The organism is Acuticoccus sp. (assembly GCF_965213555.1).
GTDB lineage: Bacteria > Pseudomonadota > Alphaproteobacteria > Rhizobiales > Amorphaceae > Acuticoccus.
Map to the genome: position 1 here is coordinate 943,589 of NZ_OZ243890.1, position 17,352 is coordinate 960,940.

The window sequence follows — 17,352 nt, forward strand, 5'->3', positions numbered from 1 at the left end:
CCGAAGACGGGAGGCGAGCCATGGCGAGGGCGGACACGGTGCGCGAGCTCCTCGAGGCGCACGGCCAGACGTTCTGCGACGAGCTGAGGATCCCCATCGCCAAGAACCAGCCCTCGGCGCTGTTCCGCTGGCTGACCGCGTGCATCCTCTACGCCAACCGCATCCAGCATCACCTTGCGACGCAGTCCGCGCGGGAGCTGTCCAAGGCCGGCTGGCGCACCGCGAAGGCGATGGCCGAAGCGGACTGGGATGCCCGGGTGAAGGCGCTCAACGCCGGCGGCTTCGCCCAGTACCAGGAGCGCACCGCGACGATCCTCGGCGACGCCTCCGAGCACCTCATCTCCGAGTACGGCGGCGACCTGCGCAGGATGCGAGAGGCCGCGGACGGCGACGTCGGTGACCTGCGCCGACGCCTGAAGGTGGTGAAGGGGATGGGCGACGTCGCCGTCGACATCTTCTTCCGCGAGGCGCAGGAGGTGTGGGACGAGATCCACCCGTTCGCCGACAAGCTCGCGCTCAAGGCCGCCGAGCGCCACGGGCTCGGCGCGGATGCCGCCGCGATCGCCAAGCACGTCGACCGGAAGGACTACGTCCGCCTGATCGCCGCGCTCACCCGCGACGAGCTCGAGCGGTGACCCCGCTTCGCCCGGTGCGGCCGTTCGCACCACTCACGATCGCGCCCCGAGCCGGCTAAGCTCACCGGACGACGTCGAACGTGAGGGGACACCGCCGATGGCCTACATCACCATGAACCGCTTCCGTGTGCGACGCGGCTCGGAGGCCGACTTCGAGGCGGTCTGGCTCGGCCGCGACACGCACCTGCACGAGGTGCCCGGCTTCAAGGAGTTCCACCTGCTCAAGGGCCCCGAGCGCGAGGACCACGTGCTCTACGCGTCCCACACGGTGTGGGAGTCGGAGGCTGCCTTCACGGATTGGACGCGCTCCGAGGCGTTTCGCAAGGCCCACGCCGGCGCCGGGGACAACAAGCCCATGTACCTCGGCCACCCCGAGCTTGAGAGCTTCGAGGTCATCCAGACCGTGTGAGCGGCGCTGAGTCCCGCTGAAAGATGCCGGTCAGCGGCGGGAGGTGAGGCGCGCCCGCAGACGCTCGTCCCCCTCGAGGCGGCGGTCCACCCTGGCGCCGAGGGCCAGCCCCGTGGACTGCGGGCCGCCGTTCAGTCGCCGGCCGAGCTCGCCCTGCTTCTTGACGCCCATCTTGGCGTAGACCCGCTGCATGTACTTGCGCGCCGTGTTGTAGGCGATCCCGACTTCAGCCGCAGCGACGCGGACGGTCTTGCCCTGGGTGATGTGCTCGACGAGCTGCCGCTCGATCCGCGTCAGCCCGTCGATGGAGACCACGGTGTCCGGCGGCGAGGTGATCTCTTCGATCGGCGGCTCGCTGAGGATGAGGACGCACCCGCGCTCGAGCTGCGCGCTCGGCGAACCGAGCACCAACGTCGTCAGCGGAACGATGGACACGCGCACGGTGCCGCTCGGCGCACGCATGAACTCCAGCGTGACGGGCGCGGCGGGCCACGGATGGAGCTCGGCTTGCAGCTGGCCGACGAACGGCGACAACAGCTCCTGGGCGTTCAGCGGACCCAGCCGGATGCCGCCCGACTTCGTTGCCGCAAGGTTCCACCAGGTCACGCAACGGTCACCGTCGAGGATGACGACGCGATCCGACAGTCCATCGAGCAGCGCGTGGACGCTCGTCATGACCAATGCATCGTGGCGCGGCTCGACGGACGTCGGCCGGTACGAGCTGTGACTGAGGAGCCGCGCGCTCGGTCGGTGCGGTTCGATCACGTTCGCGTCCCTTGAGCTGTTCCACAAGGCGGTCGCCCGGTCGGTTGCTTAACACGACGCGCAAACGCTTGGAAACCCTTTGAGGGACATCTCCGGAACGGTTTCAGGTATCTAAAAGGCGAAACGTTGGAGGCCACGTCGCCCGCGCAAAACTTTAAGGTGTAAGATCAAATCATAAGGGATCATCTGAAGTTGATCTGTGCGTCTCATCGCTGGAGGTTGGACCCCGATAAGACACACTTTACAATTCTAGTTTGCAAACAACCCCTGCCGTCACCACCGCACTACTTTGGGTAATAGCAAGTAGGAGCCGTTTGCGGACTTCTCCTCGGTGGGCCGTCCCCGCTAAAAGCCGGCATTAACAGCACTTCAAACAAGGCAGCAACGCGGCAGCACCCGCGGTTCCAGCTCCTCTTCGTACTTCTAGATACCTTCAAGCAGATCGACAGCAGGTCCGACGGTTCCAACAAGGAACGTCGGTCGTCGACCCCGCTCGAGGGCGTCCACGCGTCACCACACGTCTTCCGCAGCCCCGACGGTTTGGCACCGAGTTAAGGTTGGATGGTACCGATGGCGATTGAGACCCAATATCTCCAAGGCGAAGTCGTCGAGATTCTCGACGCCACGGCAACTGGCACGATCTACCGGACTGAGAACGGCACCCGAGAGGACAACTCCGCTGGCGGGACGACGCAGAGCGGGCCCGGGCTGACGTACAACGAGTTCGGCCTCTGGCGCGGCTACACTGGAGACGGGTACCTCGACATCAACGGCACCTCGACTGGGTCGAAGGCGCGCTTCACCTTCGACGCGCCGGCCGGCACCTATGCGATCACGTTGAGGGTGGCGTCCGGATCGAGCGCCAACCGGCCGATCTCGCTCACCATCGACGGGACTGAGACGGCGCAGCAGAACACCAAGACCGGCGGCTGGGACGTGTGGCAGCCCCTCGTCTTCACCTTCACCGTCGACAGTGACGGCACGCACACGGTCGACATCCTTCAGAAGGCCGCCCAGGGCGCGCCGAACATCGACGCCATCGCCGTGCACGAGGTCGGCGCACCGCTGAGCTTCGACGCGCCGGACTTCACCTCCCCGAACACCTTTGTCGTCGACGAGAACACCACCGAGGTCGGCACGGTCGCGGCCTCCGACAACGAGGGGCAGGCCGTCGCCTACGCGCTCAAGGCGACGGGCGACCATGCGCTCTTCAGCCTCGACGCCGCGACGGGACAGCTCGCCTTCGTCGAGGCCCCGGACTTCGAGACCGACCCCACGACCTACGCCGTCACCGTCGAGGCCACCGACGGCGTCGACACCATCGAGCAGGAGGTCACCGTCGAGGTGGCGAACGTCGAGCCCGAGCTCGGCACGCCGGCCATCGCGCCGCAGCTCCTGCAGGGTGAGGCGGCGACCATCGTCAACCAGCCCGATCCGCCCGCCGGCGACACCATCCACCGCACGCGCGACCAGAACCCCGAGGCCGCGGGTGGCGACAAGACGCTCGACGAGTTCGGCCTGCGCGTCGGCTACACCGGCGACGGCTACAGCGACTTCGGCGGCGGCGCGGGCGAGAGCATCGGCTGGACGGTGAACGTCGCGGAGGCGGGCAACTATCAGCTCACCATCCGCTACGCGAGCACCGACGCCGGCTCCTCCGACGTGCGTCCGCTCGACCTCGCGGTGAACGGTGGGGCGGCGCACGCGTCACGTTCCCCGGTGACGGCTTCGCCAACTGGGTCGTTCAGACGATCGACGTCACGCTCGGCCAGGCCGGCGACAACACCATCAGCCTCGCGATCCCCACCGGATTCACCAACGGTCCGAACATCGACGCGGTCGTCCTCCATGCGGTGGGCGAGGCGGCGAACTTCGCGTTGCCGACGTTCACCTCGGCGGACGCCTTCGCCATCGACGAGAACACGGCCGGTGAGGTCGGCACCGTCGTCGCCACCGACCTCGACGACGACTGGACCGGCGGCAGCCAGCCCGTCGCACCCACCTACGCCATCGTGGAGGGTGAGGCGGACGGCGCGCTCTTCACCATCGACGCGAGCACCGGCGTGCTCAGCCTGACGGCGGGCGTCGATCACGAGGCGACCGAGACGCTCTCGGTGGTCGTCGCGGCCACCGACGACAAGGGCGGCGTGACGCAGCAGACCATCACGGTCGCGATCGACGACATCGACGAGGCGCCGACCGCCGAGGACGCCTCCGCGAGCACCGCCGAGGCCACCGCCGTCGACATCGACGTCGCCGACCTGATCGCCGACCCCGAGGACAGGACGCTCACCGTGGAGGCCACCGTCGCGGCGGCGCTCGGCACGGTCAGCGTCGACGGGACGGTGATCACCTTCACCCCCGCCGCCGGCATCACCGGCGACGTTGCGATCGCCTACACCGTCTCGGACGGGACCAACTCGACGGGCGCCACCCTCACCGTCGCCGTCAGCGACACGGACGCGCCGGCGAACGGCCTCACGCTGACCGCCGTATCCTTCGACGAGAACGCGCTCGGCGCCGTCGTCGCCTCCATCGTGGTGGACGACCCCGACACAACCTACGCGCCGGGCGACTTCGAGGTCGTCGGCGACGATGCGACAAACTACGAGGTCGTCGACGACGGCGGCCTCGTGCTGAAGCTCAAGGGCGACGTCGCGCTCGACGCCGAGGCGACGGTCGCGGAGGTCTCGGTCCGGCTCGCCGGCCAGCCCGACATCGCCGCGACCCTCACCCCCGCCCCGGCGAACGTCGACGAGGCGGCGACCGAGCTGACGCTCACCGCCATCGACGTCGCGGAAAATGTCGAGGGCGCTCCGGTTGCGAAAATCGCCGTCGCGGACGTCGACACCACCTACACCGCCGCGGACGTCACCCTCACCGGTGCCGACGCCGGCGACTTCGAGGCCGTGGACGGGCCTGACGGCATCGTCCTCAAGCTGCGCGACGGCGTCTCCCTCGACGCGGACCAGGCGAGCCAGCCGAGCGTGACGGTCGGCGTCGCCGGCCTGTCGCAGTCCTTCACCCCGGCACCGTCGGACGTGGACGAGGGCGGGCCGACGCGGGTCCTCTTCAACGGCGCCATCACGGCGTACGGGGGCGGTCAGGACCGTCCGGGCGACGGCGGCACCGGGGTCACGGTGTCCGGCGACGGCTCGGTGCTCACGCTCGACGGCAACCTGTGGAAGCGCGTCGCGCTCCCCGAGAGCTACGTCGTGACCGAGGCCACCGTCCTGTCGGTGGACCTCCAGATCGCCGGATCGTCGGAGATCGCCGCGATCGGCTTCGACACCAACAACAACCCCTTCGACCGCCAGGGCGGGATCTTCCAGCTCGCGGGCAGCCAGCCCCAGGGCTCGTTCACCCAGGTCACCGGCGAGACGGTGAACGGGGTGCAGCGCTTCGTCATCCCCCTCGACGACTACGTCGGCAAGACGCTGAACAGCCTGGTCTTCATCGCGGACGACGACAACAAGCGGGACGGCCTTGCCACGGTCACCTTCTCCAACGTCACCTTGGAGGAGCTCGACCTCGGCAACCGTGCGCCCGAGGTGGTCGGCGGCGGCGTCGCCGACTTTGCCATCGACGAGCGCGGACGGCTCGAGGTCGACCTGCCGTTCGTCGACAGGGACGGCGATCCGCTGACCTACACCGTCGCCATCGAGGACGGCGACGGCAACGACGTCAGCGAGGCGTTCGGCCTGTCCGACCCCTCGGGCGGGCTCGGCCTGTCCGGGCGCGTGCTGTCCGGGACGCTGCCGACGGTGGTCGCGCCCGGCGTCTACACGGTGAAGCTCACCGCGTCCGACGGCGAGGCGACGACGCCATCCTCGTTCCAGCTCACCGTGGCGGACGTCAACGACGCGCCGATCGCGGACGACGTCGCGTTCGAGCCGATCTTCGGCGCCGTGGGCGAGGCGTTCGTCCCCGTCGACATCGCCAACTTCGCGTTCGCGTTCAGCGATCCCGACGGCGACGACCTCACCTTCAGCGTCGAGGGGCTGCCCCTCGGGCTCACCCTCAACAGCGAGGGCGTCATCGTCGGCACCCCCACCGAGCGAGGTACGGGGTCGTTCACCATCGTCGCCTCGGACGGTGAGCTGACCGCCCGCGTCGCGGTCCCGCTCCAGATCACCGCACCGGCGGCAGGCGACGTCGTCGAGGTCGAGGCGGAGTTCTTCACCGGCCTGCCGACGAACGGCATCATCTCCACCGGCGTCGCGGGCGCGTCCAACAACCAGATCATCCAGGCAAAGTCCGGCGGCAACATCACCGTCACCAGCGACCTGTCGCGCAACGGCGTGTCGGAGGGTTGGTACAAGGTCTCGCTGGTCGTCTACGACGAGACCGACGGCTCCGCGCCCTTCTCGCTCAAGATCGGCGACACCGTGGTGTCGGCGCCCGGCGCCACCTACAGCGATCCGGGCACCTGGCTGAACGGCAACGGCTCGACCAACCGCGGCGCCGGCGGACAGTCGGGCAACCGCAAGCAGCTCGACTTCGACACCGTGGTGTACGTGTCCGAGGGCACGATCCTCACCCTGAGCGGGCGGGCGGCCGGTGAGCTCCTGCGCACCGACAAGGTGATCTTCACCCGCGTCGACGCGCCCGACCTTGCCCCAACCAGCGTCGCGATCTCAGCCGACACCGTCGCCGAGAACGCGGACGGGGCGATCGTCGGCGCGCTGTCGGCCACCGACCCCGATGGCGACGACGCCGCGATCACCTTCACCGTCGACCCGGCCTCCGACTTCGAGGTCGTGGACGGCGTCCTCAAGCTGAAGGACGGCATCGCCGCCGACCACGAGGCGGGCGCCACGCGCACCGTGGTGGTCACCGCAACGGACGAGGACGGCAGCTCCAGCCAAGCGGCGCTCACCGTGAACGTCTCCGACGTGGACGAGGCTCCCGAGGGACTCACCCTCTCCAACGCCACGGTGGCCGAGAACGCCGCCGGCGCGGTGATCGGCACGCTGTCGGCGGTCGATCCGGAAGGCACGGACGTCACCTTCAGCGTCCCCGCCGGCTCGCCCTTCGAGGTGGACGGCGCGACGCTGAAGCTGAAGGCGGACTTCGCCGCCGACTTCGAGGCCCAGGCGAGCCTGTCGGTGGACGTCACGGCGACGGACGCCACCGGGCAGACGACGACGCAGACCCTGACGATCGCGGTCGAGGACGGGGACGACGCGCCGTCCGGCATCACGCTCGTCGGCGACCCCTCGGTCGACGAGAACGCCGCCGGAGCCGTGATCGGCACGCTGCAGTCGACGGACGATGACGGCACCGCTGTGTCCTTCACCGTCTCCGACGACCGCTTCACCGTGGACGGCGACGACCAGCTGACCCTCAAGGAGGGGGTCAGCCTCGACCACGAGACGGAGGCGTCCGTGACCGTCACGGTCACCGCCACCGACGGCACCGGCGCGGCGGTCACGCAGGACTTCGTCCTCGCGGTGAACGACGTCAACGAGGCGCCGACCCTCGCGGGCGGCGCGAGCCTCGACGACGTGACGTTCGCGCTCGGCGCGGGCGGCACCGTGGACCTTGCAGGCCTCGGCGCGAGTGACGTGGACGACGGCCCCGCCCCGACCTACGCCGTGCGCGGGGTCAACGGCGCGGCGCTGCCGGACGGCTTCGCGGTGACGAACGGCGTGCTCACGGTGCCCGCCGGCACCGCGGCAGGCGCCTACGAGGTGGAGGTTTTTGCCACCGACGGGACGCTGGACTCGGACTCCGTCTTCTTCACGGTGACGGTGGGCGAGCCCGAGCCGTTCACCGCGGTCATCCTACAAGGCGAGGCGTTCAACCTCATCAACGCGGCGAACGACTCCAACCCCAACCTGATCCGCACCGAGACGCAGAACTGGGAGCGTGACGGCTCGCCGCTCAACCCCGAGCCGAACTCCACGCCGGCCAACCCGAACAACGAGGAGTTCAACACCATCGGCCTGCGGCCGGATTACTCCGGCGACGGCTACCTCGACCTGCAGGGCACCGACACGGGGGCCCAGGCGAGCGTCGCCTTCGACGCCCCGGCCGGCACCTACGCGGTCACCGTGCGCCTCGCCAACGGCAGCGACCAGGCCCGCCCGATCACGCTCGACTTCGGCAACGGCGACACGGTCACGCTCGCCAACACGACGACGGCCGAGTGGTACGAGTGGGAGACGCGGACCGTCGAGGTCACGCTGACCGGGGACGGTCCGCGCACGCTGACGATCTCCCAGGACGCCGCCCAGGGCGCACCGAACATCGACGCCATCGCGGTCCACGCCCCGGGCACCACGGTGGACTTCTTCGCCGGCGAGGTGACGGACGACACCGCGGACGCCGACGGCAACCTCGCGGCGGCCCCGGTCGACGCGAGCGTGGAGGCGGACGCCCGCGGTGCGGTCGCCATCAACCTCACCGGCATCGACGACGACATCGCGACCATCGAGGTGGCGCTCGGCGGCGGCGCCTTCGCGCCGGCGTCCGTCGCCGGCACGGGCGAGGACCGCGTGGTGACGGTGGACCTGTCCGCCTTCACCCCCGGCACCTCAGTCGACGTCGCGCTGCGCGTGACGGACGGCGCAGGCAACCAGGCGACGCGCACCACCTCCGTCGCCATCGACGCGGTCGACCCGCAGCAGCCGTTCTCCTTCGAGCTCCAGCTCGAGGCCCGCGACGGGTCGGTGACGATCTTCGACGACACCGGTGGCGGCAACAACAACACCAACCTGACCCAGATCCGCGATCCGCAGAACGCGGAGCAGCCGGACGCCCTGAAGGGCGCCGACGGCCTGTGGGACAACTTCACCGGCGCGGGCTACCTCGACATGGGGCTCAACGCCGGCGACGCGTTCGCCTTCGACGTCTCCGTCCCGGCGGACGGCGAGTACACCTTCTCGTTCCGCTACGCGCACACCACCGTCGCCGGACGGCCGATGACCATCACGGTGGACGGCGGTGCGGCCGAGACCATCGCCTTCCCGGGCACGGGCGCCTTCGACACCTGGCAGGAGGCGACCATCACGCTGACGCTGGAGGCCGGGTCGAACACCATCCGCCTCGCCAACGTCGGCAACACCGGGCCCAACATCGACCGCGTGGTCGTGACCGGCGAGGTCGACCCTGTCGACCCGGGGACCGAGCCCGGCCCGCGCGAGACCATCCGCATCAACTTCCAGGATGGCTCCGCGCCCAAGGCGGACGGCTACCTCGTGGCCAACTTCGAGGGGTTCGCCGATCAGGGCAACGGCCTCAGCTACGGCTTCGTCACCGAGGCGTCCGCGATCGACGCGGACGGCACGACGGCGACGCCGATCGACGGCGCGAGCTTCCCCGCGATCGCCATCAACGAGCGGTCCGGCAGCGAGACGCTGCCCAACGACGGCTCGCTGCCTGCGGGGCGCACCGGCACGATCAACGTCGACGGCTACGACGCGCGCCTGCTCGGCTACGCGCACACCGACCTGCCGTCCTACAACGGTCAGCGGGCCGCATTCGAGCTCGCGCTCGCCAACGGCTGGTACGAGGTCACGGTCGCAGTCGGCGACACGGCGGGCCCGAACGACTCCGACAACCGCCTGTTCGTCGAGGGCAACCTCGTCGCCGAGTGGACGCCGACGGCGGCGTTCAAGACCGAGCTCGTCACCACGGTGGTGAAGGTCGAGGACGGGTTCCTCACCCTCGATGGCCGCGGTGGCTCGGTCACCGAGCTGCAGTACCTCGACGTGCGCGCGCTGCCCGACCTCACGCCCGGCGACGGCCGCGAGGCGCCGGAGGACTACGCGAAGTTCGTCAACCCGCGCGCGGTCTCGGCCTCGGCGGAGGTGAACCTCGGCGTCGACGACGGTGCGCTGCCCGTCGGCATCGACCCGACGGCCGACATCGTCCTCGGCATCGACGTCGTCGACGGGCGCGGCGGCGCGCTCCTTGAGAGCCTGCGGGACGGCTCGGTCCGCCTGTTCGAGACTCTGACCGGGCAGGAGGTCGCGTACAACGCCAACACCACCGGCGGCTTCGACTCCGTGACCATCGCGCCAGCCAACGACCTCAAGCCCCACACGAGCTACACGCTCGTCATCGACGGCTTCCAGGACCGCGGCGACAACGACGACACGGGCGCGCCGAGCCGCGAGTTCCAGAAGTTCTCCAATACGTTCGTGACCGGCGCGCCGCCGGAGGTCGTCGACCGCGAGGTCGCGTTCCGCGACACGGTGGAGCTCACCTCCAACCCCTTCGAGGGCGAAAGCTACACCTCCATCGAGATGTCGCCCGACAAGTCGATGCTCTACGTCACGTCCATCAGCGGCACGATCACGCGCTGGGCGGTGAACGCTGACGGCTCCATCGACCAGTCGAGCGAGGAGGTGTTCGTCCCCGGCGGCGACTTCAACGAGGGCGGCGGGCGGCGCGGCTTCATCGGCATGGCGTTCGACCCCGAGGACGCCAACACGATCTGGGTGACGGACAACTACCCGATCCCGCTGTCGGGCCGCTCCAACAGCGTGCCGGACTTCTCAGGCCGGATCTCCAAGATCACCCTCGGCGACGGCGGCTCCCTCGAGGACGCCACCATCGAGACCTTCGCGACCGGCCTGCCGCGCTCCAACGGCGACCACGTCACCAACAGCCTCGAGTTCCGCGCCAACCCCGACGCGGGCCAGCCCGGCGAGCCGGACTTCCTGCTCTACCTGACGCAGGGGTCCAACTCGGCGATGGGCGAGGCGGACACCGCCTGGGGCTTCCGTCCCGAGCGGCTGCTCAACGCGGCGATCCTCGAGATCGACCGCACCAAGACGCCGCCGGAGGGTGGCTTCGACCTCGCCACCGAGCCGCTGCCGGCGGACGGCCTCAACCGCCGGTTCGCGGACAGCGACGGCGACCTCAAAAACGGCGGCATCGCCATCACGAGCGGAGAGTATCAGGGCAACTTCCTGCACTTCGCGCAGGACGGCGTCGCCACCGTTCGTGAGACGGCGAACGCGAGCAGCACGGTCGTCAAGGAGTTCTACGACCCGTTCGCGGACGACGCGCCGGTGACGATCTTCGCGACCGGCACACGCAACGCCTACGACCTCGTCTGGCACTCCAACGGGTTCCTCTACGTGCCGACCAACGGCTCGGCGGCGGGTGGCAACGTCCCGAACAACCCGGACACGCCGCAGAACGAGGCGATCAACGGCGTCGGCCTGCAGAGCGACTACCTGTTCCGCATCGTCGAGGGCAGGTACTACGGGCATCCGAACCCGCTGCACGACCAGTTCGTGCTGAACGGCGGCAACCCGACGAGCGGCCCCGACAAGAACCAGGTGGGCAACTACCCTGTGGGCACCCAGCCCGAGGCGGACTACGACCTCGACGGCGCCTACTCCGTCGGCAACAACCGCTCGCCGAACGGCGCGATCGAGTATGTCAGCAACGTGTTCGGCGGCTCGCTGCAGAACGCGGTGATCTTCACGCAGTACTCGAGCGGCGACAACCTGCGTGCGGTGCTGTTCAACCCCGACGGAACCGTGCGGGAGGACTTCGTCCTGCGCGATGAGGCCGGGGACATCATCAGCTACGTCGATCCCCTCGACGTGATCGAGGGGCCGGGCGGCAGGCTCTACATGCTGACGCTCGACCGCGGCACCGGCATCAGCAAGATCGTCCGGCTCGACGCCGTCGCAGGGTCGACGGTTGGCGACACCAGCGCCGACGAGGACAACAACCTCGCCTTCCAGGTTGTGGACGCGACCGACCCGGCGGCCGTGGTCCTCAAGGTGACGGGCGTCGACGGCGACGTCGTCGCCATCGAGGTCGACTTCGGCGATGGTCCGGTGACCGTGTCGCCGAACACCCAGGGCGAGTTCACCGTCGACCTGTCGGGGACGACGGGCAGCGTGACGGCGACGCTCCAGGTGGAGGACGACGCGTCCAACACGGCGAGCCGGACGACCACCTTCACGGTGGGGACGCCCGCCGCGGGTTCCATCGTGGTGGACGCGGGCGAGTTCAACGTCCTCGACACCAACGACGGCACGCTGCTGCGCCTCATCGACGTGCCGGCCTCCCACGAGAGCACCAGCACCACCGACCTCGACGGCGATGGGCTGAACGACGGCTACGATGGGCGCGGCTACCTCGACCCCAACGGCGGGGCCGAGGACAAGGCGTCGTTCACCGTCAGCGTGACGCAGGGCGGCACCTACGACCTCACCTTCCGCATCGCGAACGGCAGCGCGACCCAGGCTCGCCCGATCGCCCTCAAGGTCGACGGGGACACGGTCGCGACGATCGCGGACACGCGGACCGGGAGCTTCGGCACCTGGCAGGACTTCACCGTCACGTTCCGCCTCGACGCGGGCACGAACACGGTGGTCATCGCCCAGTCCGCCACCAACGGCGCGCCGAACATCGACAGCGTGACGATCGTGCCGAACACGCTCGACGCGCCGGCCGTACCCAACGACGGCACGGAGACGGTGGGCGGCGTCACCTACGTCAAGTACGAGGCGGAGACCGCGGCCTCGACGGGCGAGCCGGCCATCGCGACGGAGGAGCGCGGACAGAGCGGCGACGCGTTCGTCGACTTCGTGGGTCCCGACACCGAGACCCTCACCTTCACCGTGGCCGTGGCGGAGGACGGCGCCTACGCCGTGGACTTCCTCTACGCGCTCGCCGCCGGCAAGACGGCCCGCCCGATGGGCCTCTCCGTCGACGGCAACCCGGTGGGCACCCTCGCCTTCGCGGCCAACAGCAACACGGCCGAGACCAACTGGGGTCCGCAGAGCGTCGTGCTGTCGCTGACGGCGGGCACGCACACCATCACGGTGAGCGCACCGGGCGGGGTCGGCCCGAACGTCGACTACCTGCGCATCTCCCAGGCGCCGGTGGACGTCTTCGAGCCGACCTACGAGGCGATCTCCGGCGAGGGCCGCATCGAGGTCGAGGCGACGGACGGCACCGCCCGCGTGGTGGATGCCGACACGGTGGAGGCGTACTTCACCGTGGACGCGGACGGCGCCTACGCCATCGACGTGGCGGCCAACGCCGGCGCGCCGAACGGCGGCGGGGTGACGTTCCTGCTCGGCGCCGACGGGGGCACTCCGGTCGAGATCGGCGACGAGGCCTGGCCGGCGACCGGAGAGTCGACCGCCTACGTCAACCTCACGGCGGGGGTGGAGTACCGGCTCGTCCTGCATTCCGACGCGGCGGGCGCCAGCGCGCTCGACTACGTCGACGTGCGCGCCGCACCCGGGAACGAGAACGCGGACATCGAGGTGATGAGCCTCGACCCGGCGTTCCTCGACAACCGGCTGCACTTTAGCTGGATCGACAACCCCTCGGTCCCCGACGAAGACGGGCAGGCCATCGCCGACCGTGACATGAAGGGCTCGGCCACCGTCCGCATCTCCAACAGCGGGACGGAGGCGCTCGAGGTCCTCTCGCACGAGCTCACCGGGCCATTCGACCTTGCCAACCCGGCCCAGCTCGACGGCCTCGTCATCGCCGCAGGCCAATTCGTGGACGTCACGGTCGACTTCGACCGCAGCGAGTTCGGTCCGACCCGCGGCGACGGGCAGAACGGCGTCTTCACCGGCGCGCTCACGCTGCGCACCAACGACGCGGATAGCCCGTTCACCACGGTGGACCTCGCCGGCTTCTGGCAGCCGGTGGACGAGGGCGGCCGCGAGCCGAACGTCAACGAGGTGTGGGAGGTGTTCGGCTTCGGCAACACCATCGACGGGCTGAAGCTGACCGGCGGCGGCGAGAACTCGGTGCTGAACTTCTTCGACCTCTACATCCCGGTGGACGAGACGGAGGTGCTGTCGCCGTACTTCCAGCTCGCCGACGGGGTCTCCCAGGCGAAGATCACCCAGATCGCCGCCTTCCACGGCCCGGGCCCGGCCTCGCTCGCCATCCACAACCCGGCGAACAAGGGTCAGACCGCCCAGGGCATGAGCCACCAGGGCACGGACAACCAGCGCCTCCTGCCCAACGGGAACGGTGACAACGGCTTCGTGTCGAAGTCGTTCGGCAACGGCCAGATCCCCGACGGCTGGCAGGGCGACGACGCCTTCGGCATCGTGATGGCGGGGCTGTCCACCAACCCGACGCTCAACCCATCGGGCTCGGACGTGCCGCAGCAGTCCGACATGACGGGCCGCTACGCGGGCTACACCGTCACCGGCGGCGAGGTGTTCGATCCCAACGGGAACCCCGTGCCGGACGGCTACACGGTGCGCATGTTCCAGGCGGTGGACGAGGACGGCAACGCCATCGCCAACACCTACCTCGGGGTGATGGACTACACCGGCATCAACTACGACTATAACGACAACATGTTCGTCATCGAGGGTGTGCAGGCGATCGGCTTCGGCCAGGACATCGCCATCAGCGGCCTCGACGACGCAGCGGCGGACGACCGGCTGGTGTTCAGCCGGATCGACAACAAGGCGAACGGCGCCCAGGGCGTTCGCGACGAGGCGACGTTCACCATCTCGAACGACGGCTTCGGTCCCTTGAAGCTCGCCGGCCTCAACATCGTGGGCGACGACGCGGCCTCGTTCGAGATCGTGTCGGGTCCGTCGGCGAACTCGATCCTCGCCGCCGGCGCCTCCGCCACCGTTACGGTGCGCTACGTCGGCACCGACACGGCGAACGACGACGCCGCAGTCCTGCACGAGGCGGCGCTCGAGATCCGCTCGGACGACTTCGACGAGGGCGTCCGGACGGTCCAGCTCGCAGGCCTCGCGCAGATCCAGTCCGAGGGCGGCGAGGAGCCAACCGTGGCGCAGATCGTCGAGGCGTTCGGCTACAGCACGAACGTCGCCCAGGGCGAGCTCGCCGGGGGCGGCGTGGTGGAGACCGTCGGCGACGAGGTGCTCCTGCCCTACCTCGAGCGGCTCGACGGCTCACAGCCGGTGGAGGTCATCCAGCTCGCGGCGTACCTCAGCCTCGGCAACGTCGGCCGGCTGAACTCGCACGGCCTCGCCAACGACGACCTCACCGAGCTCTACGTGTCGGCGGGCAACTTCGCCCAGTCTGTCCTCCCCGACTCCCCGGCGGGCAACGAGGCGCGTGCCACGTTCAACCCGACGGGCGGCTTCGGCCTGAAGGTGACGGTGGACGGCCGGCCGACGTTCTCGGCCTGGACCGATCCGGTGGCCAACGACCTCGACCCCGCGTTCAACGGACTCAACACCGGCGAGGGGCACTACATCCGCTTCTTCGAGGCCAAGGACGCGGACGGCAACGTGATCGAAGGGACCTACATCGGCGTCCAGGATTACCCGGGCGGCCACAACTTCGACTACAACGACCACATGTTCCTCATCCGCAACGTGAAGGCGCACGCCCTCACGACGGCGGAGGACGGCAACGGCGACGGGGTCAACGACGCGCTGCAGTCGAACATCGACAACGACGCGCTGGTGGACTTCTTCGACAACACCGATGACCGGCCGGTGGTCGCGGACCAGCAGCCCTTCCCCGGGCCGAGCGCACCGACCTTCGCGAACGGCGCGCTGACCATCGACGCCTCGAACTACGACACCGGCGGCCAGGGCGTGGCTTACAACGATGCTCCTGGTCTGGCGGGGGGCACCAACGGCGGCCGGACGGGCTCGGACGTGGAGCAGACCGGGCTCGGCGACGTCGGGTACATCAACACCGGCGAGTGGCTGGAGTACACGATCAACGTCGCCGAAGCGGGCCTCTACGACCTCGAGGCGTTGCTCGCGACGAACGGCGGACCGGGACGGACGGCGACGTTCGAGTTCTACCGCAATGGCGAGACGACCCCCTACGAGAGCACCGGTCCGATCGCGAACCCCTTGACCGGCGGCTGGACGAACTACCTGCCGCGCGGCGCCGAGGGCATCGAGCTCGAGGCGGGGCTGCAGGTGGTCCGCGTCACCTTCAGCGGGAGCCAGGACTTCCGTTCGTTCAAGCTGACCCAGCAGGACGACTCGAACCAGGCTCCGACGACCACGGGGATCAGCGGCGCGCCGAACGGGCAGGCGAACTCCGCCTACACCTTCGACGTCGCCGGCTTCTTCGACGACCCGGACGGGGACGCGCTGAGCTACTCGCTGGCGAACGCTCCGCAGGGGCTTTCGATCAACGGCGCGGGCCTCATCAGCGGGACGCCCGCCGCGGGTGGGACGTTCAACGTGCAGGTGACGGCGAGCGACGGCGAGCTGTCGGCGACGTCCACCTTCGCGCTGACGGTGGCGGCCGCTCCGCCGGTCGACAACGGCCAGACGCCGTTCCCCGGACCCAACGCCCCGACCTTCGCGGCCGGAGCGCTGACCGTGGACGCCTCCAACTACGACAACGGCGGTCAGGGCGTCGCCTACAACGACGCTTCGGGCCTGCAGGGCGGCACGAACGGCGGCCGGACCGGCAGCGCGGTGGAGCAGACCAGCGGCGGCGACATCGGCTGGATCGCCTCCGGCGAGTGGCTCGAGTACACCATCGAGGTTGCCGCCGCGGGCAGCTACGACCTCGACCTGCTCCTCGCCACGAGCGGCGGCGGGCGCTCGGTGAAGGTGGACTTCACCAAGCCCGGCGCATCGAGCCCCTACGAGACGCAGACCATCGCGAACCCAAGCACCGGGAGCTACACGAACTTCCAGGAGCGCAGCGCGACGGTCGACCTCGACGCCGGGACGCAGGTGGTCCGCGTGACGTTCACCAACGCGCAGGACTTCCGGTCCTTCACGTTGACGTCCCTCGAGCCGAACCAAACGCCCTTCCCGGGTCCCGACGCGCCGACCTTCACGGACGGTACGCTGACGGTCCTCGCCCAGAACTTCGACCAGGGCGGCCAGGGCGTGTCGTGGCAGGACAGCGCCGCCAAGCAGGGAGGCAACCTGTCCGTCCGTCCCGACACCGGGGTGGAGTTCGTCGGCTCGGCGAACGACATCGGCTACATCGAGGCCGGCGAGTGGGTGGAGTACACCGTCGACGCGCCGACCGCGGGGACCTACAACCTCTCGGTCGTCGCCAAGACGCCGATCGGCGGCAACTCCATCGCCGTCTCCCTCGAGGACGGTGCGCCCGTCGCGACGATCGTGCTGCCCGATAGCAACGGCACCAGCACGAGCTTCACCGGGACCACCTTCGCGCCGACCGCACCCGTCGCCGTCGACCTCGATGCCGGGGTGAACACGCTGCGGTTCACCTTCGGCGGGACGCCGGCGAGCAACGGCTACCTCGCCGACTTCCGCTCCCTCACCCTCGAGGCGGTCGAGCCGTCGGCGGTGAACCTCTCCGGCTTCGACGGTGGCTCGGCGAGCTCCGCCGCGCTGTTCAGCGACGCAGACCCGCTGTTCGGCGGTGACACCGAGACGATCCGCCTCCCTGGGCTCTCCAGCACCGAGGCGACGCTCCTGATGGAGGAGGAGCAAGCGGGCCGCACCGAGGCAAGCGACACCGAGGTCTCCCCCGTCATGGAGCTCGTCGGATCGGCTGCCTTCCTCATCGAGGACCAGACCGAGCTCTTCTAGGCCCGGTCGGCTCCCGCAACGCACAAGGGCCCGGGGATCGCTCCCCGGGCCCTTTCGCTTG

The 17,352-nt window shown here is 69.5% G+C and carries 4 protein-coding genes and 1 pseudogene; 4 read left to right on the forward strand and 1 reads right to left on the reverse strand.

Features of this window, described 5'->3' with window-relative positions; all coding sequences use genetic code 11:
• Nucleotides 1-20: 20 nt before the first annotated feature.
• The gene (locus ACOOE8_RS04685; RefSeq protein WP_420393695.1) at nt 21-635 is read left to right on the forward strand and encodes a hypothetical protein; all 615 of its coding nucleotides are present in this window, start codon (nt 21-23) and stop codon (nt 633-635) included.
• A 97-nt stretch (nt 636-732) separates the two neighbouring features.
• Entirely contained in the window at nt 733-1,044 is a 312-nt protein-coding gene (locus ACOOE8_RS04690) for an antibiotic biosynthesis monooxygenase family protein (protein WP_420393696.1), read from the forward strand.
• Between the two features lie 30 nt (nt 1,045-1,074).
• Here ACOOE8_RS04690 and ACOOE8_RS04695 read toward each other — a convergent pair whose 3' ends face one another.
• Complete coding sequence (locus ACOOE8_RS04695) at nt 1,075-1,719, reverse strand: helix-turn-helix transcriptional regulator (protein WP_420393697.1); 645 nt, start codon at nt 1,717-1,719, stop codon at nt 1,075-1,077.
• Nucleotides 1,720-2,379: 660 nt separating this feature from the next.
• On the opposite strand from ACOOE8_RS04695, the pseudogene ACOOE8_RS04700 reads away from it, so the two are divergent.
• Both ACOOE8_RS04700 and ACOOE8_RS04705 read left to right on the forward strand, forming a co-directional pair.
• A pseudogene (locus ACOOE8_RS04700) lies at nt 2,380-2,796 on the forward strand (hypothetical protein); the annotation flags it as partial.
• An 890-nt stretch (nt 2,797-3,686) separates the two neighbouring features.
• Nucleotides 3,687-17,291 carry a carbohydrate-binding protein gene (locus ACOOE8_RS04705; protein ID WP_420393698.1) on the forward strand — a complete coding sequence of 4,535 codons (13,605 nt, stop codon included), beginning with the start codon at nt 3,687-3,689 and terminating at the stop codon, nt 17,289-17,291.
• The last annotated feature ends 61 nt before the right edge of the window (nt 17,292-17,352 follow it).